This window comes from Bradyrhizobium sp. GW821-FHT13H06 (genome assembly GCF_058803975.1).
Map to the genome: position 1 here is coordinate 294,418 of NZ_JBXAPN010000005.1, position 19,278 is coordinate 313,695.

General features: G+C 66.1%; 15 protein-coding genes. 8 read left to right on the top strand and 7 right to left on the bottom strand.

Annotation, left to right across the window (positions count from 1 at the left end; genetic code table 11):
* Positions 1-125: 125 nt before the first annotated feature.
* The gene (locus tag AC1RQP_RS22940) at positions 126-929 is read left to right on the top strand and encodes a uracil-DNA glycosylase (RefSeq protein ID WP_492938603.1); all 804 of its coding nucleotides are present in this window, start codon (positions 126-128) and stop codon (positions 927-929) included.
* A gap of 143 nt (positions 930-1,072) precedes the next feature.
* Here AC1RQP_RS22940 and AC1RQP_RS22945 read toward each other — a convergent pair whose 3' ends face one another.
* From AC1RQP_RS22945 to AC1RQP_RS22960, 4 genes are all read right to left on the bottom strand, one after another.
* Positions 1,073-2,581, bottom strand: a complete 1,509-nt coding sequence (locus AC1RQP_RS22945; protein ID WP_492938604.1) for a glycosyltransferase family 39 protein — start codon at positions 2,579-2,581, stop codon at positions 1,073-1,075.
* A 303-nt stretch (positions 2,582-2,884) separates the two neighbouring features.
* A complete protein-coding gene (gene rnhB / locus AC1RQP_RS22950; protein ID WP_492938605.1) occupies positions 2,885-3,748 on the bottom strand; it encodes a ribonuclease HII in 864 nt (287 codons plus the stop codon).
* Between the two features lie 72 nt (positions 3,749-3,820).
* A complete protein-coding gene (locus tag AC1RQP_RS22955; RefSeq protein WP_492938606.1) occupies positions 3,821-4,276 on the bottom strand; it encodes a VOC family protein in 456 nt (151 codons plus the stop codon).
* A 23-nt stretch (positions 4,277-4,299) separates the two neighbouring features.
* A complete protein-coding gene (locus tag AC1RQP_RS22960) occupies positions 4,300-5,463 on the bottom strand; it encodes a PA0069 family radical SAM protein (RefSeq protein ID WP_492938607.1) in 1,164 nt (387 codons plus the stop codon).
* A gap of 208 nt (positions 5,464-5,671) precedes the next feature.
* On the opposite strand from AC1RQP_RS22960, the gene AC1RQP_RS22965 reads away from it, so the two are divergent.
* From AC1RQP_RS22965 to AC1RQP_RS22980, 4 genes are all read left to right on the top strand, one after another.
* A complete protein-coding gene (locus AC1RQP_RS22965; RefSeq protein ID WP_492938608.1) occupies positions 5,672-8,086 on the top strand; it encodes a phosphoketolase family protein in 2,415 nt (804 codons plus the stop codon).
* A gap of 2 nt (positions 8,087-8,088) precedes the next feature.
* Complete coding sequence (locus AC1RQP_RS22970; protein WP_492938609.1) at positions 8,089-9,279, top strand: acetate/propionate family kinase; 1,191 nt, start codon at positions 8,089-8,091, stop codon at positions 9,277-9,279.
* Positions 9,280-9,362: 83 nt separating this feature from the next.
* The gene (locus tag AC1RQP_RS22975; RefSeq protein ID WP_492938610.1) at positions 9,363-11,291 is read left to right on the top strand and encodes a hypothetical protein; all 1,929 of its coding nucleotides are present in this window, start codon (positions 9,363-9,365) and stop codon (positions 11,289-11,291) included.
* Positions 11,292-11,301: 10 nt separating this feature from the next.
* Complete coding sequence (locus tag AC1RQP_RS22980) at positions 11,302-12,909, top strand: PEP/pyruvate-binding domain-containing protein (RefSeq protein ID WP_492938611.1); 1,608 nt, start codon at positions 11,302-11,304, stop codon at positions 12,907-12,909.
* Between the two features lie 79 nt (positions 12,910-12,988).
* Here the strand turns inward: AC1RQP_RS22980 and AC1RQP_RS22985 are convergent, their stop codons facing one another.
* The gene (locus AC1RQP_RS22985) at positions 12,989-13,828 is read right to left on the bottom strand and encodes an RMD1 family protein (RefSeq protein ID WP_492938612.1); all 840 of its coding nucleotides are present in this window, start codon (positions 13,826-13,828) and stop codon (positions 12,989-12,991) included.
* A 323-nt stretch (positions 13,829-14,151) separates the two neighbouring features.
* Here AC1RQP_RS22985 and AC1RQP_RS22990 point away from each other — a divergent pair, with 323 nt between their 5' ends.
* Both AC1RQP_RS22990 and AC1RQP_RS22995 read left to right on the top strand, forming a co-directional pair.
* Positions 14,152-14,727 (top strand): glycosyltransferase family protein, encoded by a 576-nt coding sequence (locus AC1RQP_RS22990; RefSeq protein ID WP_492938613.1) that lies wholly within the window; start codon positions 14,152-14,154, stop codon positions 14,725-14,727.
* Between the two features lie 64 nt (positions 14,728-14,791).
* Positions 14,792-15,751: a bifunctional helix-turn-helix transcriptional regulator/GNAT family N-acetyltransferase gene (locus AC1RQP_RS22995; protein ID WP_492938614.1), complete on the top strand. Its 960-nt coding sequence runs from the start codon at positions 14,792-14,794 to the stop codon at positions 15,749-15,751.
* A gap of 242 nt (positions 15,752-15,993) precedes the next feature.
* Here AC1RQP_RS22995 and moaB read toward each other — a convergent pair whose 3' ends face one another.
* Both moaB and ypfJ read right to left on the bottom strand, forming a co-directional pair.
* Positions 15,994-16,554: a molybdenum cofactor biosynthesis protein B gene (gene moaB, locus AC1RQP_RS23000; protein ID WP_492938615.1), complete on the bottom strand. Its 561-nt coding sequence runs from the start codon at positions 16,552-16,554 to the stop codon at positions 15,994-15,996.
* Positions 16,555-16,711: 157 nt separating this feature from the next.
* A complete protein-coding gene (gene ypfJ / locus AC1RQP_RS23005; RefSeq protein WP_239621881.1) occupies positions 16,712-17,653 on the bottom strand; it encodes a KPN_02809 family neutral zinc metallopeptidase in 942 nt (313 codons plus the stop codon).
* Between the two features lie 418 nt (positions 17,654-18,071).
* On the opposite strand from ypfJ, the gene AC1RQP_RS23010 reads away from it, so the two are divergent.
* Positions 18,072-19,202, top strand: coding sequence for a site-specific DNA-methyltransferase (locus AC1RQP_RS23010; protein WP_492938616.1), 1,131 nt, complete (start codon positions 18,072-18,074; stop codon positions 19,200-19,202).
* Positions 19,203-19,278: the final 76 nt, after the last annotated feature.

Below are 19,278 nucleotides of genomic sequence, written 5' to 3' on the forward strand. Positions count from 1 at the left end.
CCCTTGAGACGGTCCTCGGTCGTTTGCGCCCTCTTGTTTCCGATTTTTCCGGGTAGGACAACCATGGAAATGCGTTTCGTCGGGGTGCAAGGCCGTCCAAGGTGATATAAAAGTCAGACTTTCCCATGATCCCCGAACCCGCACCCACCGTCCGAGAGCTGCTCGCCTTCTATCTGGAGGCCGGTGTCGACTGCGCGCTTGCGGAGGAACCGATAGATCGCCTGGCGGAAATCGATGCTCCGCCGCCCAGCCCGCGCACGGCGCCGGTCGAGGCACCGCGGCCGGTCGCCGCGCCCGCGGTCATGCGCGGCGAGGCCGCGCCTGCACCGGACGTCGCCATCGCCTCGGCACGCGAGGCCGCGCGCACAGCGCCGACGCTGGAGGCACTGCGCGAGCTGATGCAGGGCTTCGAAGGCTGCGCGCTGAAGCACACCGCAACGCGGCTGGTGTTCGCCGACGGCAATCCGCAGGCGCGCATCATGTTCGTCGGCGAAGCGCCGGGCCGCGACGAGGACATTGAGGGGCTGCCTTTCGTCGGACGCAGCGGCAAGCTGCTCGACCTCATGATCGGCGCGATCGGGCTCAACCGCACCACCGCCTACATCGCGAACGTCATTCCCTGGCGACCGCCCGGCAACCGCACGCCGACGCCGCAGGAAACGCAGATCTGCCTGCCCTTCATCCAGCGCCATATCGAGCTCGTGAACCCGGACGTGCTGGTGACGCTCGGCAATCCCTCGACGCAGACTCTGCTCGGAACGCGCGAAGGCATCATGCGCACCCGCGGCCGCTGGTTCGATTACGATACCGGCGGGCGCACCATCCGCGCGCTGCCGACGTTTCACCCGGCCTATCTCCTGCGCTCACCATCCTACAAGCGATTGGCCTGGCAGGATCTGCGATCGATCGCAAAGGTGTTGGCGGGTTGATGCTCTCGTGTCCCGGACGCGGTGCGGCACGTCGTGACGCTCCGCAGAGTCGGGACCCAAAGAGCACCACGTACCGTACGGCAAGATAGGCCCCGGCTCTGCAGCGCATCACTTCGTGCTGCGCTGCGTCCGGGGCACGACAGTCACGTCCCCTTCGGCCGCACGATGGCCCAGCCGATGCGAAGCAGCTGCTGGCGGCCGGTCACCAGCCATTCGAAGGCGCGCGGGACTTCCGGCACGATGCCGGGGAAGCGCTTGAGGATGTCCGGCGGCGGGGTGCCGGCGGTATCGGACGCGCGCCAGACCACGACGCCCCCGGTCTCGCTGAATTTTGCCTGATTCATCCACGGCGTGCGCGCAGGATCGGCATCGATGAACAGATGCGGCCGGCCGGAATGCAGCGCGATCAGGCTGGCGAGTTGCGTCTCGCCGGCGACGGCACGCAGGCGATGGTTGGTGCGACGGGCAAAGCTCTCGTCGAAGAAGTCCGAGATTGAGCGCGCCGGCATCGAGGTCGCAATTTCGTTGGCGCCGGTCCAGGGCAGGAACAGGACGGCGAGCACCACGCCGGCGGCGGGCGCGATGATGGCCGCAGCCCATACCATGCGCAGCATCCGCGTGCGGCGCATCGCGATGAGATCGCCGGCCGCAACGACCACGGCAAGCCCGGGCATGACCAGCACGACGCCGGCGCCGCCGATGACGGAGTCGAGCCCGAGCAGGCCGGAGATCAGCACCGCGCCGAGCGGCGGAGCCAGCGCGAAGAAATACACGAAGTTGCGCGCGAGCGGCTCGACCGACGGGCGGTAGATGATCGGCGGTTCCTCGCCCTTGCCCTCGAACAACCCGGTGTTGAGGAAGGTCAGCGCCGGGATCGCGGCAGCCCCCAGCACGAGTCCGCCGAACAGCCAGGCCGCATGCAGCGCGCGGGCGCTGAGCTCGGCGACTTGCGGCAAGGCCGGCATCGTCAACGTCTCGGCCCGCATCAGCCATACCGCATAGGGCAACGCCAGCACGGCGACGACGATCAGTGCAAAGAGCGGATCGAGCCCACGCAGGGTCCGCCGGCCGCCGGCGGTCGAGACCGCGAAGACGACGACCAGCAGGAGGAGAAAGATCGCCGCCGGTGTCGTCAGCAGCAAGAGGCCCGCTTCGATCGACCAGGCGAACCAGGCATTGCCGCGGCGCTGGCCGATGATCTGCCAGGAATGCAGCAGCAAGAGCGCCCAGAGCGGCCGCGCCAGCACCAGGGGGCCGAAGTCGAGCGCAGGCGAGGAGAAGGCCAGCACTGTCATCGTCAGCAGCACGGCGAGCACCGCCTGCTGCGAGCCGACCACGGCACGGGAGAGATGATAGAGCGCGATGAAGGTCGCGATCTCGCAGACCTGGGCGAGGACATAGACGCCCAGCATGTGGCCGCCGGCGGCGCGATAGGCGATGTCGGCGAGCCAGACCGGCAGCGGCGGGCCGAGATCGGTGCCGACCTGGTATTCGCGTCCGAAAGCCAGCAGCGTCGCGAGGGTGCCGGGCGGGCTACGGTAGAACACCAGCGCCACGAACAGCCACATCAAAGCCTGGAGCAGCACGGCAATCCACACGATCAGCCGCGGCCGGGCGCGAATGAGCTCGATGACCAGGGAGGTAAACCGCATGCAACGTCCGAATGATGCAGCCAGTCCAGCCGGCCCTATTCGCTCACGAATACTTTGATAAGGGGCACCGCGCGTCGTGGCAACGACGGTTTGCTCCCTCTCCCCGCTCTTACGGGCTGAGGCACAAGCACATCTGTGCACACCTGCGCTATCGGTCGTCATGCCCGGGCTTGTCCCGCCTGCGCGGCCGAAGCCGCTCCGGCGCGGCGAAGGCCCGGGCATCCACGTTCTTCGGACGGTGCGTAAGGCGTGGATGGCCGGGTCAAGCCCGGCCATGACGGATGGTAGAGCTGTGGGGTCTATTTAGAGATTTGCCGAGACGTCGATCTCGACGGCCGCGTCCACTTGCACCTCGACCTCTCTCACCGCGAACAGATCCTGCACCGGCTCGACCGTCCACGGCATGTGCTTGGCGCGGGCGGCGACGACGGGGGCGAAGAAGCTGCGGTGATGGATGGACGGGCCCAGCCGGTCGAGCGCCTCGAGATGTTCGGGGACGGCGTAGCCCTTGTGCTGCTCGAAACCGTAGCCGGGGCAATCCTGCGCCAGCGCGCACATCAGCCGGTCGCGCGTCACCTTGGCGACGATGGATGCCGCAGCGATCGACAGCACGATACCGTCGCCGCCGATCACGGCCTCGCAGTCGCATTCGGTGTCGAGCCGGTCGCGGCCGTCGACGAAGACGTGCCTGGGCGTCTCGGGCAGTGCCACCACGGCGCGCTTCAGCGCCCACAGCGAGGCACGCAGGATGTTGTCGCGGTCGATCCGCGAGGGCGAGGCGACGGCGACCGAGACCTGCGCTGTCGCGCAGATCTTGTCGAACAGCTTCTCGCGCTCCTCCGCAGTCAGCCGCTTCGAATCATCGATGCCGCGCGGGATGCGATCGGGATCGAGAATCACAGCCGCCGCCACCACGGGACCGGCCAGCGGGCCGCGGCCGGCCTCGTCGCAGCCGGCAACCGGCCAGACGCCGCGCTTGATCAGCGCGCGCTCGCGGCGGAAGCTGGGGGGAGCAATGGCAATGATGCCTTTCTTGCCGGCAGGAACCTTCGAAGCCTTGACTGCAGATGTTTTGGCCGCAGGCGTCTTGGCCGACGCAGCCCTCTTCGCAGCCTGCTTTTGTGGCGCGTCTTTGGCTGGGTTCTTGGCGGACTTGTCCCGAATCATGGTCGGGATCGTGCGCAAGGGGCTTCGCCGGCGCAACCGGGAACCCAGGATATTCCCACTATTCAGGCCGTCCTAATCCGCCAGATGCACCCGTCGGTCCTCGCCCACATCGATACCGGGCGCGACCACGACCTCCCAAGGATGGCCGTCGGGGTCGGTGAAATAGCCGGAATAGCCGCCGTAGTCGGTCTCGTGCGCCGCCTTCAGCGAGCTGGCTCCCTTCCCGATGGCGAAGGCCAGCACCGCATCGACCTCCTCACGCGTCCGGCAGTTCCATGCGAGCGTCATGCCGCGAAAAGTCGACGGCCTCGGCGCGTCCTGCAAGACCGCATCTGCCGCGAGCTGATCCCACGGATACAGGGCGAGCACCGGACCGCCGGTATCGTAGAAGGCGACGGCCTCGCCGGTTGCCTTCAGCCGGCGCGAGAAGCCGAGTGCATCGTAAAAGGCGATGCTGGCGCGGATGTCGCTCACGCCAAGCGTGACGACGGTGAGCCTCGGCACCGGCGCCGCCAATTCCTGACTCATGCCATGCCTCTTCCACCTTCCCGTCAGAACAGGCTGAGCTGATCGCCGTTCCGCTTCGGCCGCGCAAAGTGATCCGTGGTCAGCTTGGAGCGCCGCTTGTTGAGGCCGAGCCTGTCGCAGGCGATCTCGAAGCGGCGGCCGATGGTCCAGGCCATCGGGCCGGTGCCCTTCATCCGCTCGCCCCATTTCGCATCGTAGTCGCGCCCGCCACGCATGTCGCGAATCAGGGTGAAGACGTGGCGATAGCGGTCCGGATAGTTCGCCATCAGCCATTCGCGGAAGAGATCGCGAACCTCCAACGGCAGCCGCAGCAGCACATAGGAGGCTTCCTTGACGCCGGCATGGGCGGCGGCATCGAGGATGCGCTCGATCTCGGAATCGTTCAGCGCGGGGATCACGGGCGCGACCATCACCGTGGTCGGAATGCCGGCCTCCGAGAGCAGCTTCAGCGCCTCCAGCCGCTTCGGCGGCGTCGCGGCGCGCGGCTCCATGGTGCGCGCGAGCTTCGGATCGAGCGAGGTGACCGAAATCGCGACCTTGGCGAGGTTGCGCTTGGCCATCCGCGCCAGAATGTCGATGTCGCGCACCACCAGCGCCGATTTGGTGACGATGCCGACCGGATGGCTGGCGCGTTCCAGCACCTCGAGGATTCCGCGCATGATCTTTCGCTCGCGCTCGATCGGTTGGTAGGGATCGGTGTTGGTGCCGATCGCGATCATCCTGGGTTCGTAGCCGGGGGCGGCGAGCTCCTTCTCGAGCAGCGCCGGCGCCTCGGGCTTCACGAACAGCTTCGACTCGAAATCCAGCCCCGGCGAGAGGCCGAGATAGGCATGCGTCGGTCGGGCGAAGCAGTAGACGCAGCCGTGCTCGCAGCCGCGATAGGGATTGATCGAGCGGTCGAAGCCGATGTCTGGGGAATCGTTGCGGGTAATCACCTTGCGCGAGGTGTCGACACCGATACTGGTCTTGAACGGCGGCAGCTCTTCCAGGCTCTGCCAGCCGTCATCGAAAGCGACGCGCGCCTCGGCCTCGTAGCGGCCGCTGGCATTGGATTGCGCGCCCCGCCCTCGCCTTCGCGCACGATCGATGGCGACGCCAAGCTCGGGGAAATCTGAAGGCGCACCCGCCGGCTCGGAGGGCGCCGTGACCGGCGGGTGCTTGAGAGCATGAGAGGATGCTGGACTCATGCAATCAAGATAGCACGCACACGGAACAAATCAAGAACACAAACAAAAAACGTGAAAACAACCCCATGCAAAGTAGCCGCCCAAATTTCGGGCGCGCGGCTTTGACCTCACGCAATACGCCCGTCACGGCGATCTCGTTTGATCCCGCACAGGGATCGATCGTGCCGGAACAAAGTTGGTGACATCGCTGGGTGAAAGCCGAAGGAACATGACAATTCAACAAAAAACGGCCGCCGCGACCGGCGACCTCGATCTGCTCGATCGCTATTGGCGCGCCGCCAACTACCTCTCGGTCGGGCAAATCTACCTGCTCGACAATCCGTTGCTGCGCGAGCCGTTGCGGCCCGAGCATATCAAGCCGCGTTTGCTCGGCCATTGGGGCACCACGCCCGGCCTGAACTTCATCTATGCCCATCTCAATCGCGTGATCCGCGCGCTGGACCTCAGCATCATCTATGTCTGCGGCCCCGGCCATGGCGGCCCCGGCATGGTCGCCAACACCTATCTCGAAGGCAGCTACAGCGAGATCTATCCTGACATCGCGCGCGATGCGGACGGATTGCGCAGGCTATTCAGGCAGTTCTCCTTCCCCGGAGGCATTCCGAGCCACGCGGCGCCGGAAACGCCGGGCTCGATCCACGAAGGCGGCGAGCTCGGCTACGCGCTGGTGCACGCCTATGGCGCGGCATTCGACAATCCTGACTTGATCGTCGCCTGCGTGGTCGGCGACGGCGAGGCCGAGACCGGCCCTCTCGCCGCGTCCTGGCACTCGAACAAGTTCCTGAACCCGGCGCATGACGGCGCCGTGCTGCCGATCCTGCATCTCAACGGCTACAAGATCGCAAATCCCACCGTGCTCGGACGGATGGGAGATGCCGAGATCCGCGATCTCTTCCGTGGGTTCGGCCACGAGCCGCTGTTCGTCGCCGGCGATGATCCCAGATTGATGCACCGTGCCATGGCGGATGCGCTCGATGTCGCACTCGCCAGCATCCGCTCGATCCAGCTGCACGCCCGCGACGGGCGGACAAGCGTCGAGCGGCCGCGCTGGCCGATGATCGTGCTGCGCAGCCCGAAGGGCTGGACCGGCCCGAAGGAAGTCGACGGCAAGAAGGTCGAGGGCTTTTGGCGCGCGCATCAAGTGCCGGTCGCCGGCTGCCGCGAAAACCCGGCGCACCTGAAAGTGCTCGAAGACTGGATGCGCAGCTACGAGCCGGAAAAACTGTTCGACGCGAACGGCGCGCTCGCTCCCGAGCTTCAGGCGCTCGCACCTGAAGGTGTCAGGCGCATGGGCGCCAATCCTCACGCGAATGGCGGACTCCTGAAGAAAGAGCTGAAGCTGCCCGACTTCCGCAGCTTCGCAGTCGAGGTGCCGCAGCCGGGCGGCACCATCGCCGAAGCGACGCGCGAGCTCGGCAAATTCCTGCGCGACGTCATCCGCCTCAATGCACAACAGCGAAATTTCCGCATCATGGGGCCCGACGAGACCGCGTCGAACCGGCTAGATGCCGTGTTCGAGGCCACCGAGCGCGTCTGGATGGAGCCGATCGAATCCTACGACGTGCACCTCGCCCAGGACGGCCGCGTGATGGAGGTGTTGAGCGAACATCTCTGCCAGGGCTGGCTCGAGGGTTATCTGCTCACGGGACGGCACGGCTTCTTCTCCTGCTACGAGGCCTTCATCCACATCGTGGATTCCATGTTCAACCAGCATGCCAAATGGCTGAAGGTCACGCGCGACCTGCCGTGGCGGCGCCCGATCGCCTCGCTCAACTATCTCCTGACCTCGCATGTCTGGCGCCAGGACCATAACGGCTTCAGCCATCAGGACCCCGGATTCGTCGATCTCGTCGCCAACAAGAAGGCGGACATCGTCCGCATCTATTTCCCGCCGGATGCCAACACGCTGTTGTGGATCGCCGATCACTGCCTGCGCACCTACAACCGCATCAACGTGATCGTCGCCGGCAAGCAGCCGGCGCCGCAATGGCTCTCGATGCGGGACGCGGCGACGCATTGCGATGCCGGGATCGGCATCTGGACCTGGGCCGGAACGGAGGATGGAAAGGGCGAGCCCGACGTGGTGATGGCCTGCGCCGGCGACGTGCCGACGCTGGAAACGCTCGCCGCCGTCGACCTCTTGCGCAAGGCGCTGCCCGACTTGAAGATCCGCGTCGTCAACGTCGTCGACCTCATGACGCTGCAACCCAGGGCGCAGCACCCGCACGGCCTCTCCAGCCGCGACTTCGACGGGCTGTTCACGTCGGACAAGCCCGTGATCTTCGCCTATCACGGCTATCCCTATCTCATTCACCGGCTGACCTATAACCGCACCAACCATGCCGGCATGCATGTGCGCGGCTTTGCCGAGGAAGGCACCACGACGACGCCGTTCGACATGGTCGTGCTCAACGGGCTCGACCGCTATCATCTCGCGATCGAGGCAATCGAACGCGTACCGGGTCTGGCGACCAAGGCCGCACATGTGAAGCAGCGGTTCCGCGACAAACTGATCGAACACTCCCGCTATATCCGCGAGCATGGCGAGGACATGCCTGAGATCCGCAACTGGGTCTGGCCGAACAGTGCCGGCGGCGACACGCCGGCCGAAGCCGGCGACTAGCCATGCCGGACACGATCCTCGTCCTCAACTCGGGATCGTCGAGCATCAAGTTCGGCCTGTTCGATATCTCGGCGGCTGAGCCCACCCTGCTCTGCAAGGGCCTGCTCGACGAGCACGAGGCAAGACCCCGGCTCGTGGTGAAGGGCACCGCGGGCGAAGACCTGTTCGAGACACGAAGCGACGCGCCGGACGCCGCCGGCGGCCATCTGTTCGCCGACGTGCTCGGCTTCATCGAGGACCGGTTCGGCGAACGCAGCCTGCGCGCCGTCGGTCACCGCATCGTTCACGGCGGGCCGGATTATTCCGGCCCGGTCGCGCTGACGGACGACATCACCGCGAAGCTGGAGGCATTGACGCCATTGGCGCCGTTGCACCAGCCGCGCTGCCTTGCGCCGGTTCGCACGTTCGCGGCGATCCGGCCCGAGCTGACGCAGATCGCGTGCTTCGACACCGCCTTCCACCACGGCCTCGCGCCGCCGGCGAGCCGCTTCGCCATTCCCAGGCGCTTCGAGGCGCGTGGTGTCAGGCGCTACGGCTTCCACGGCCTCTCGTTCGAATATGTCGCGGGACGCCTGGCCGAGATCGCGCCGGAGCTTGCGGCCGGGCGGACAATCATCGCGCATCTCGGCAACGGCGCCAGCCTCTGCGCATTGCACGATGGCCGCAGCATCGACACCACGATGGGGCTGACGCCGCTCGACGGCCTCGTGATGGGCACACGCTGCGGCACGATCGATCCCGGCGTGCTGCTCTATCTGCAGCAACACGAGAACATGTCGGTCGAGGAGGTCCAGCAGCTGCTCTATCACGAGTCAGGCCTCTTCGGCGTCTCCGGCATCTCCGCGGACATGCGCACGCTGCTGGCGAGCGGCGAGGTTGCGGCGCGAGAGGCGGTCGATCTCTTCAGCTTCCGCGCGGCGCAGGCTGTCGCGATGATGGCGACCACGCTCGGCGGCCTGGACTGCCTGGTCTTCACCGGCGGCATCGGCGAGCACGCCAAGGAGGTCCGCGGCGCGATCGGCGAGCGTCTCGCATGGATGGGCGTGCGCATCGATGCCGCCAGCAACGACGCGGTGCGCGGGCGCATCAACGGCAGCGACAGCACCGTCGATGTCTTCGTCATCCCGACCAATGAAGAGATGACGATCGCGCGCCATTGCGCGGCTCTGATCCGTGGACGCCACGCCACGTGACAATTTTATGAATGATCTGCCGCAATGCTGCCGCCGCGGTTTCGCGGCAAAGAGAGCGCATCAATCCTGGTTGCGGACAGATCATGAAGACCCACATCATCGAAGAGCTCGGACAAGGCAGCATCCTGTTGCCCGCGCTGGTGGCGGAAGGGCTCGCCGCCAACGACCGCATCAAGGTGCGGATGAGCGCATTGCAGGCGGCGGCCCAGCATGCGCAGGAGCCTGACCGGCCCGCGAATGACCTCGCCGTCGAAAGTCAGACTGCAGGCATCGCCCCCGCCGGGATCGCGGCGCTGATCGGCGGCGCCCGTCTGATCGGACAGGGCCGGCTCGCGGCCCCCGAACTTGCGGAGCTGATGCAGGAGATTGCGGACGATGCAGCGACCATGATCCGCGCCGTCGGTGCCGGCGCGGTGAGCGAAGGCGAAAGGGCGCAGGCGCGGCTCGAGGCGATCCGCACAGCCGGCCTGCTCGATGCCACCGGCGAGATCGAGATGTCCCGCATCTCGCGCCTGACCGGCGTGGCTGACGCAGGCAGCGACAGCCTGCATCGCCTCGTCATGGACCTGCACAAGCAGCTCAACAGGCTTGCGGCGAGCTGCTCGGAAGAAGCGCTCGACGGCGCCCATGTCTTCGGCCTGCACAGCGAGGACCGGCCGGCCGTCGCGGCCTTCATGAAGGGCCTGAACGCGACGCGGGGTCTCAAGTTCAACCATCCAGGCCTCGACACCATGGCTACGCGCGCCGGCGGCCGGCTGCTGATCCAGAACGACATCGGCACCACGGACGCCCATGTCGTCGTGATCGCGGTGAAGAAGAACGCGGTCACCGTCACCTACACCGACGTGCATCTGGCGCGGGCAAAGTTCTTCATCTCGCTGTTCGACGCGTTCGAGGTGACCTGGAGCGGCCTCGATCGTCACACCGCGGCCGGCCTCGGCGAAGACAATTCATTCTATCTCGTCACCGGGCAGCACCAGGCCGACCACGCCGCCGATCGCAACGAATTCCTCGCCGCGCTCGGTGCCGCACTGGTTTTCCTGATCGACTGGAACAAGGCGCGCAAGCTGCTCAGGACCTGGGTCGCCAAGGATGACGCGGCACGCATCCTCGAATGGGCTGCGCGTCAGCGGATCGGCCATCGCGGCTTCCTCGAGCTCGGCGGCAACGATCTGCTGGGCTCCGCTGTCCGGAACGCCGCCCCCACACGGATCGGCTTCGGCGAGCGGCTCGACCAGGCGCTCGGCCGCAACGCTGCAATCGATTTTCTGAAGGCATCTCTGCGCGCCTCCACCGAGGCACTGCTTGCGGGCCGCTCGGTCAGGACGGTGCGCGACCAGATCGAAGCCGACCTGATGCGGCACCTCGATCGCGTCGACGGGACGCTGCTGGCAGCCGTGCTGCGCCAGATCGGCCTCGCCCACGATCTCGTCGCGGCGATCTCGCGCCATATTGCCGCGCTGCGCGCGAACCAGCCCGTCGACGGCAAGCTGCTGACGCAACGCTGCGGCGCGATCGAGCAGAAGGCCGACAGAATCGCGATCGAGAGCCGCAACGAGGTCGACCGCCTCAATGCCCGCCCGCTGATCGGACAATTGATCGATCGCGCCGAGGAAGCCGTCGACGAACTGGAGCAGGCCGCATTCATCGCGGCACTGATGCCGGAAAGGACCGATCCATCCCTGCTGGTGTCGCTGGTCGAGCTTTGCACAGTGGCCGAGACCGCGACCGAAGTGGCAGCGAGCGGCGTCGCGGCTGCGATCGACGTCCCGGAAGGACGGCGCGCCGATTCCGAGGACGCGCTCTCCGCCGTGACCCGCCTGATCGACGCCGAGCACGCCGCCGACAGCCGCGAACGCGCGATCACTGCACTGGTCTTCCGCGGCGGCTTCGACGTCGCGACCTCGCTGTCGGTGATCGAGTTCGCCCGCGCCGTCGAGCGTGCCACCGACCGCTTCGCCGCCTTCGGCCATCTGCTCCGCCGTCACATCATGATCGACCTCGCAGCTTGAGGAAGCACCCATGCATATCGTCCGTATCGGCGCTGAATCCGCCGAATTGCGCCCTGCCGAGGAAATCGGCGCCAAGGCCGCCAATCTCGCCCGCATGGCGGCGCTGGGCCTGCCGGTGCCGCCTGCCTTCGTGCTCCCGGTCAAGCTCTGCGCCGACATCATCGCCGGCCATGCGCACGCCACGCGATACCTGCGCGATGGCTTGAAGGAGGGAATCTCGTTCCTGGAGAGCGCCACCGGAAAGCGCTTCGGGGACCGCCGGCAGCCGCTCCTGGTGTCGGTGCGCTCGGGGGCGGCGCGATCGATGCCGGGCATGCTCGACACCGTTCTCAACGTCGGCTGCACGCTAGACGCCGTGCATGGCCTGATCCGCGCGACCGGTCGTCCGCGGCTCGCCTGGGATTGTCGCCGCCGTTTCCTGGAGAGCTTTGGCGAGACCGTGCTCGAGCTCGACCCGGCCGCCTTTGCCGCCTGCATCTCGGAACTCGTCGCAGCCGAAGACGTCGGCAGCGACCGTGAGCTCGACAGCGAAGCGCTCGAGCGGCTCGCCAGCCGCGAGCAGGCGCTGGTCGAGGATCGCGCCGATGCCCCGCTGGAGGACGCCTTCGCGCAGCTGGAGGCGGCGGCCCAGGCGGTTTATCGCTCCTGGATGAGCGAACGTGCACTGACGTATCGAAGCCTCCAGCACCTCGAAGCGCTCGAGGGTACCGCCGTGACCGTGCAGGCGATGGTCTTCGGCAATGGCGGTCTTGCCTCCGGCGCGGGCGTGGCATTCTCGCGTGATCCGTCCACGGGCGCGCGGCGTCCGATGATCGACCTCGTGCTCGATGCGCAGGGCGAAGACGTGGTTTCCGGAAGACGCACACCTGATACGGCCGAGGCGATCGCCCGCGAGCTGCCGAAGCTCGAATCGGAACTCGGCGATATCCTGAGGCGACTCGAGCACGCGTTCGCAGACGTCCAGGACGTCGAGTTCACGGTCGAGAACGGCAAGCTCTGGATCCTCCAGACCCGCACCGCCAAGCGCACGCCGCGGGCCGCCGCCAGAATCGCGATCGACCTCGTGCATGAAGGCCTGATCTCGCAGGACGAGGCCTTGGAGCGGATCGCGGAGATCGACCTCGCCTCGCTCACCGAGACCAGGTTGGTTGCCTCCGGCAAGCCCACGACGACCGGCATCGGCGCCTCCGGCGGCATCGGGATCGGGCGCGCGGCGTTCTCGTCCGAAAGCGCCCAGCGCCTCGCGGCGGCGGGCGAGCCGGTCATCCTGCTGCGTCCCGACACCAGCACCGCCGACGTCGCGGGTTTCGCGCTGGCTGCCGGCATCGTCACATCGGTCGGTGCGCGCACCTCGCATGCGGCCCTGGTGGCGCGGCAAATGGGTAAGCCCTGCGTGGTCGGCTGCCGCGAGTTGAAGATCGATGCCGTCGCGAAGCGGGCCCAGCTCGGCCAAGTCAGCTTTGCCGAAGGCGAGTGGATGACGATCGAGGGCGACGCCGGAGCGCTCTATCTCGGACGCTGCGAGACGATCCGGACACGGCCCGAAGCCGAGCTTGCCGAGATCGCCACGTGGCAGGCGCAATCCGGCCAACATGGCAGGCACGCCGCCGCGCCTTGAAGCGCGATGAGATTCGGATGAATCGCCGTCGCGCTTTAGGTTTTCCGGAAAATCGCTTCGCACTTTTCCAGATCATGCTTTAGTGACCGCGGCCGGTCAGGAGCTGAAAACTACCCATCGCGACCTCGATCAGGATCAGCACCACGACAGCAATCTCCAGGCGGAGCGAGCGCTGGGTGTCGATGATGTCGGTGAGCGCGTTGGCGGTCTCCGACACCGCGGCAAGCTTGCGCTCGAGCGTGTCGAGGCGCTCCTTCAGCTCGTACTCGTCCTCCAGGCGCGAATAGAGACGATCGAGCTCGGGCTTCTCCCAGAGCACGTCGGGCTTCTCGGCAATGGCGACGCGGCCGGCGACCCGCTGCTGCACCAGCAGTGCGTTGCCGATCAATTGCAGGATGCCCTTGCGCCGTTGCGGCGTGCGGCCGTGTTCGGCGAGCTCCCGTGCAAACGGCTCGATCACGTCGAAGACCGCGGCAACGCGCCGCTCGTCGCGCGCCAGCGACGTGCTCTTGGCGAGCGCATCCGCAACCAGCAGCAGCCGGTCGTCGGAGAATTTGGCGAGGCAGATCGGCCCGCCCGGCTGGATCGCCTCTGCGGCTTCGTCGTGGCAGAGCTGCGCCTGCGCGATCTCCTCCTCGTAGGGGCTGAACTCTCCGGTCACCCGCGATTTCAGGTTGTCGACGAGAACCTTCTCCTCCGACGGAAGCAGCCCGATGAGAACGACGACGCCGTAGCGAAAGATCACGGCAAGGCCGGCATGGACGCGGAAGGCGGCCGGCGTCGAGGACACCAGGGTTCCGATCTCCAGGTTGGAAGCATTGATGCGGTCGCCCAGCATCAGCGCCCGGATCCGCAAGGTGGGCGCGGCCTGCTTCGGCGAGAGCGGCGCCGCGCCGACGGCGATTTGATCGGCGTTCATATCAGGCCTCTCCTGCGCGTAAGATCACACATTTTCATTCGACCTTTCCTGCAAGCTGCATCCTCAGCTGCGAGGGAGCGAGTGCCGGCGCAGCGACAATGCCGCCATGAAGCCCCGGGTTAATACTGTCGGGCGGGCTTGTGCCGAAACAATCGGCAATATTACCAGCCCGCGCAGGACACTTTTGGCTGCAATGACTGGCGACGGTTTACCATCGCATGCCGCGGCACCGCCGGAAAGTTGCACTCGGCCACGCTACGGGTTTATGACAACGTCATGCAGCGCTACGCTTCTCCCGAAGTGCGGACATTGAAGCCTCAATCATGCTGAGCGTCATCATTCCGACCGAAGGTGTCGAGCAGACGGCGGTCGCAACCCTGGCCGCGCTGGTCCCCGGCGCCGCCGCGGGCGTCATCCGGGAAGTCCTTCTGGTCGACCGCACGCGCAACGGCGTCATCGAGCGCGTTGCCGACGTCGCAGGCTGCCGCTTCATCGCGTTCGAGGGACACTCGCAAGGCGCCGCGCTCGCCGCCGGCGCGCTCCAGGCCCGATCGCCCTGGCTGATGTTCCTTCCCGCAGGCGCCGTGCTGGAAACCGGCTGGATCGAGGAAACCAGCCAGTTCATCCAGGCGGTCGCAAGTAGCGGCCGGGATCGCGCGGCCGTGTTCCGCTATGCACGCTCGCCTTACGTAAATACCACCTTCCGCGACATCGTCTGGACCGTCGCACGCAAGCTCGGCGGTCCGCTCGGCGATCAGGGCCTGTTGATCGCGCGTGATCATTACGACCGGATCGGGGGCTACCCGCCCCAGGCCCGCCATTCCGAGGCACGGCTGCTCCGGCGGCTAGGCCGGTCCTCCCGGACCATGCTGCGCAGCCGGATCGTCATGGTCGCCTGAGCCGCCCCAGATACTTGCCAACGTCAAATAATTAATTGACAATGGCAAATATCAGGGTGATCTCATGCCGTCCCAATCTTCACCATCAATCCCAGCGACCGAATGGGTCGCCGACGACCAGATCGCGGCGGTCCGCGCCTTCAACCGCTTCTATACCCGCAAGCTTGGCGTGCTCGACCAGCACCTTGGAAAGAGCCCGTTTTCGCTCAGCGAGGCCCGGGTGCTCTATGAGCTCTCACATCGCGACGAGCTGGCGGCGAAGGAGATCGGAAACGAGCTTGGTCTCGACCCCGGCTATCTCAGCCGCATCATCCAGAGCTTCGACGAAAAGGGGCTGATCACGCGAAGGCCCCTGCCCGCAGATCGCAGGCAATACCAGCTCAGCCTCACCGCCAAGGGCCGCCAGGCTTTCGCCAAGCTGAACCTGAGCTCGCAAAACGAGGTTGCCGCAATGCTGGCCCGACTTTCGGCCAGCGATGCATCGCGGCTCACCCAGGCCATGGCGACCATTGAAGCGGTGCTGGAGCCGCATCAAAGCCAGCCCGCGGCTTTCATGCTGCGCAGCCATCGTGTCGGCGACATGGGCTGGGTCGTCTCCCGACAGGGCGCCGCTTATGCCGCGGACTACAACTGGGACATCAGCTACGAGGCACTGGTCGCCGAGATCTGCGCACAGTTCATCAGGAACTACGACGCCGCGCGCGAGCACTGCTGGATCGCGGAATTGGGCGGCGAGCCGGTCGGCTCGGTCTTCCTGGTCAAGGCCACGGGCGAGATCGCCAAGCTGCGCCTGTTGCAGGTGGAGAAGAAGGCGCGGGGCCTCGGCGTCGGCCGCGCGCTGGTCGAGCAATGTATCCAGGGCGCGCGCGAGCGGGGCTACAGCAAGATGACGCTGTGGACGCAGAGCATCCTGGTTGCCGCACGCGGCATCTATCAAAGTGCAGGTTTCAGGCTCGTCGCCACCGAGCCGCATCGCAGCTTCGGGCAGGATCTTGTTGGGGAGACCTGGGAACGGGATTTGTAACGAGCTCGCTGCGGGAGAAATGCACGTCGCGGCGAGATGCACGTTGATGTGCCCTCTCCCCTTGCGGGAGAGGGCATCTCCGCTGGCTGACACGGATTCGCTTGGGTGAGGGGTATGCCTCCGCGAGCGTCAGTGCATGTGGATAGCACTCCTCATCCGGCGCTTCGCGCCACCTTCTCCCACAAGGGGAGAAGGGAAGAAGTCCGTGCCTCGATCAACTGGACATCATCCGCACAACCCGCCTACACCGTCGCGCCTTGCGCCTTCGGCCGGCGCAGGTGCTCGTCCAATCGCGGCATGATCTCGACGAAATTGCAGGGCCGCGTGCGGTAGTCGAGCTGGGCTGCGAGGATGCCGTCCCAGCCATCGCGGCAGGCGCCGGGCGAGCCAGGGAGACAGAAGATGTAGGTCGCGCCAGCGACGCCCGCGGTGGCGCGGCTCTGGATCGTCGATGCGCCGATCTTGGCATGGCTCAGCATGTGGAACGCGATCGAGAAACCGTCCATGCGCTTCTCGAACAGCGGCTCGATCGCCTCCGGCGTGACGTCGCGTCCCGTAAAGCCGGTGCCGCCGGTGGTGATGACGACGTCGACGCCGCCATCTGCAATCCAGCGGCGGATGACGGCGCGGATCGCCTCGACATCGTCGGTGACGATCTCGCGCGCGGCGAGATGATGACCCGCCGCGGTGAGGCGATCGACCAATGTCTGACCGGACTTGTCATCCGCAAGCGCGCGCGTGTCGGACACGGTGAGCACCGCGATGTTGAGCGGGATGAACTGCTTGGTTTCGTCGATGGCCATGTTGCGTCTTTCGTGTCCCGGACAAGGTGCGGCGCATCAGCGCCGCGCCGCAGAGCCGGGACCCACTTGAGAGATTTGTGAGACCGGCATTGTGGGCCCCGGCTCTGCAGCGCACCGCTGAGAAAGCGCTGCGCTGCGTCCGGGGCACGAGCCTTCCCTACAACGCTCCCGCGCCGAACGTGTTGCAGGCCTGGACCGTGCCCTGCTGGTAGCCGGTCATGAACCATTGCTTGCGTTGCGCCGCCGAGCCGTGGGTGAAGGAATCCGGCACGACGCGGCCCGTCGACTGGCGCTGCAGCGTATCGTCGCCGATCGCGCTCGCCGTGGTCAGCGCGGCCTCGATATCGCCGGGCTCCAGGAAGTTCGGACGCTTCTTCGCCTCGCGGTTGACCCAGACGCCGGACAGGCAGTCGGCCTGCAACTCCACCTTCACCTGGAGCGCATTCGCCTCGGCCTTCGAGCCGACCTGCTGCTGGAGCCGCGTTACGCGCGGAATGATGCCGAGCAGGTTCTGGATGTGATGGCCGGCTTCATGCGCGATGATGTAGGCCGTCGTGAAATTGCACGCCGACTTGCCGGCGCAGCCGCGAAAGCGTGTCTCGACTTCGCGGAAGAAGGCGGTGTCGAGGAAGATGGTCCGGTCGGGCGGACAATAGAACGGCCCCATCGCCGACTGCGCCATGCCGCAGCGCCCGCCGTTGGTGGCGTTGCGGAACAGCACGATCTTCGGACCCGTGTAGGACTGGCCGCTGGCCTGGAAGATCTCGCTCCAGCGATCGTCGATCTCGCCGAGAATGCCGGAGATCATGCTGCCCATCTCGTCGGTCGGCGCGCCGCGCTTGCCCGAGGACGCCTGGCGATCGGTCTGGTAGGTCGGCGCATGGCCGCCGCCGGTCAGAATCTCGGCGCCGCCGATCAGGATGCGTGGATCGATGCCAAAGGCGTAGCCGACCAGGCCGAGGATAATGATGGTACCGATGCCGAGCCCGCCGCCGCCGATCGGCAGGCCGAACCCGCCTCCCCCGCCGCCGCCAAAGCCACCACCTTCGTCGCGACGATCCTCGATGTCGTCGCTGCGGCGGAAGTCATCGTAACGCATGGCGGCTTTCCCTCGGGGGTCCCTGATTCAGTTTCGACGGCGCACAAGTATGCGAGAAGCTCAACGCGCCACACACGTAAAATTTCCGTTGCTTTTATCAATATCGTGGCCGGCAAAAATTGCCTAGTGCGACAGCATGTCGATGCCAGCAATTTTTTCCGAGGGTCGAGCAATTTTTTCCGAGAGAAATTTGCGGCCTTCTTGCGGCCATGATTGCTGCAGCGAGCCGAGCAAACGCGAAATACACTGCAAAACACGGCGTATGCGCACAACAACGTTCGCACAACCGGCAAGGCGAGGGCTGCTCACGAAAGCGGCGGGTTAAGTCGTTTTTTACTTTGCCCCTTCAATGTAACGGCCAGTCGGTTGTTTGGTCCCGCGTCGCCGACAGCGTCGCCTGAGTCAGAGTTCTTGAGTCATGGTAGAGTCGCGTCGCGGGGCGTCTGCAAGGGCGCCCCGCACAAATTTCGAGTCCGCTTCGCATCGCATCATTCTCGGCGATTGCGTCGCCGAAATGTCGAAGCTTCAGGCTGGTTCGGTCGACCTGGTGTTCGCCGATCCGCCCTACAACCTCCAGCTCAAGGGCGATCTCAAGCGCCCCGACGAATCCCATGTCGATGCCGTCAACGACGACTGGGACAAGTTCGATTCGTTCGCCGCCTATGACGATTTCACCCGCGCCTGGCTGCTTGCCGCCCGCCGCGCGATGAAGCCATCGGCGACGATCTGGGTGATCGGCTCCTATCACAACATCTTCCGCGTCGGCGCGATCATGCAGGACCTCGGCTTCTGGCTCCTGAACGACATCGTCTGGCGCAAGTCGAACCCAATGCCGAATTTCCGCGGCCGCCGCTTCACCAACGCGCACGAGACCATGATCTGGGCCGCGCGCGACGAAAAGGCCAAGGGCTATACGTTCAACTACGAGGCGCTGAAGGCCGCCAACGAAGACGTGCAGGCGCGGTCCGACTGGCTGATCCCGCTCTGCACCGGCGAAGAGCGCCTCAAGGGCTCGGACGGCAAGAAGGTGCATCCGACGCAGAAGCCGGAAGGCCTGCTCGCGCGCGTGCTGCTGTCGTCATCCAAGCCCGGCGACCTCGTGATCGATCCCTTCAACGGCACCGGCACCACCGGCGCGGTCGCCAAGCGCCTCGGCCGCTCCTATATCGGCTTCGAGCGCGACAAGACCTACGCCAGGGCGGCCGAGGCGCGCATCGCCGCGGTCGAGCCGCTGCCGGAAGAGAGCCTCGCCCCGTTCATGACCGCACGCGAAGCGCCGCGGGTGGCGTTCTCCGAGCTGATCGAGCGCGGCATGATCATGCCCGGCACGAAACTGTTCGACGCCAAGAAGAAGCTGGGCGCGCTGGTCCGTGCCGACGGCGCCATCATGCTGGGCGACAAGGTCGGCTCGATCCACCGCATCGGCGCCGTGGCGCAAGGCGCGCAGGCCTGCAACGGCTGGACCTTCTGGCATGTCGAGACCAAGAAGGGTCTCAAGCTGATCGACGAACTGCGCGCCGAGATCCGCGCCGGCATGGCGGCGGAGTAGCCACTTCCGATCTCGTGGGCAAAGGCGCAAAGCGCCGCGCCCACCATCTCTCCCGGAGCCACGGATTTCGTGGGCA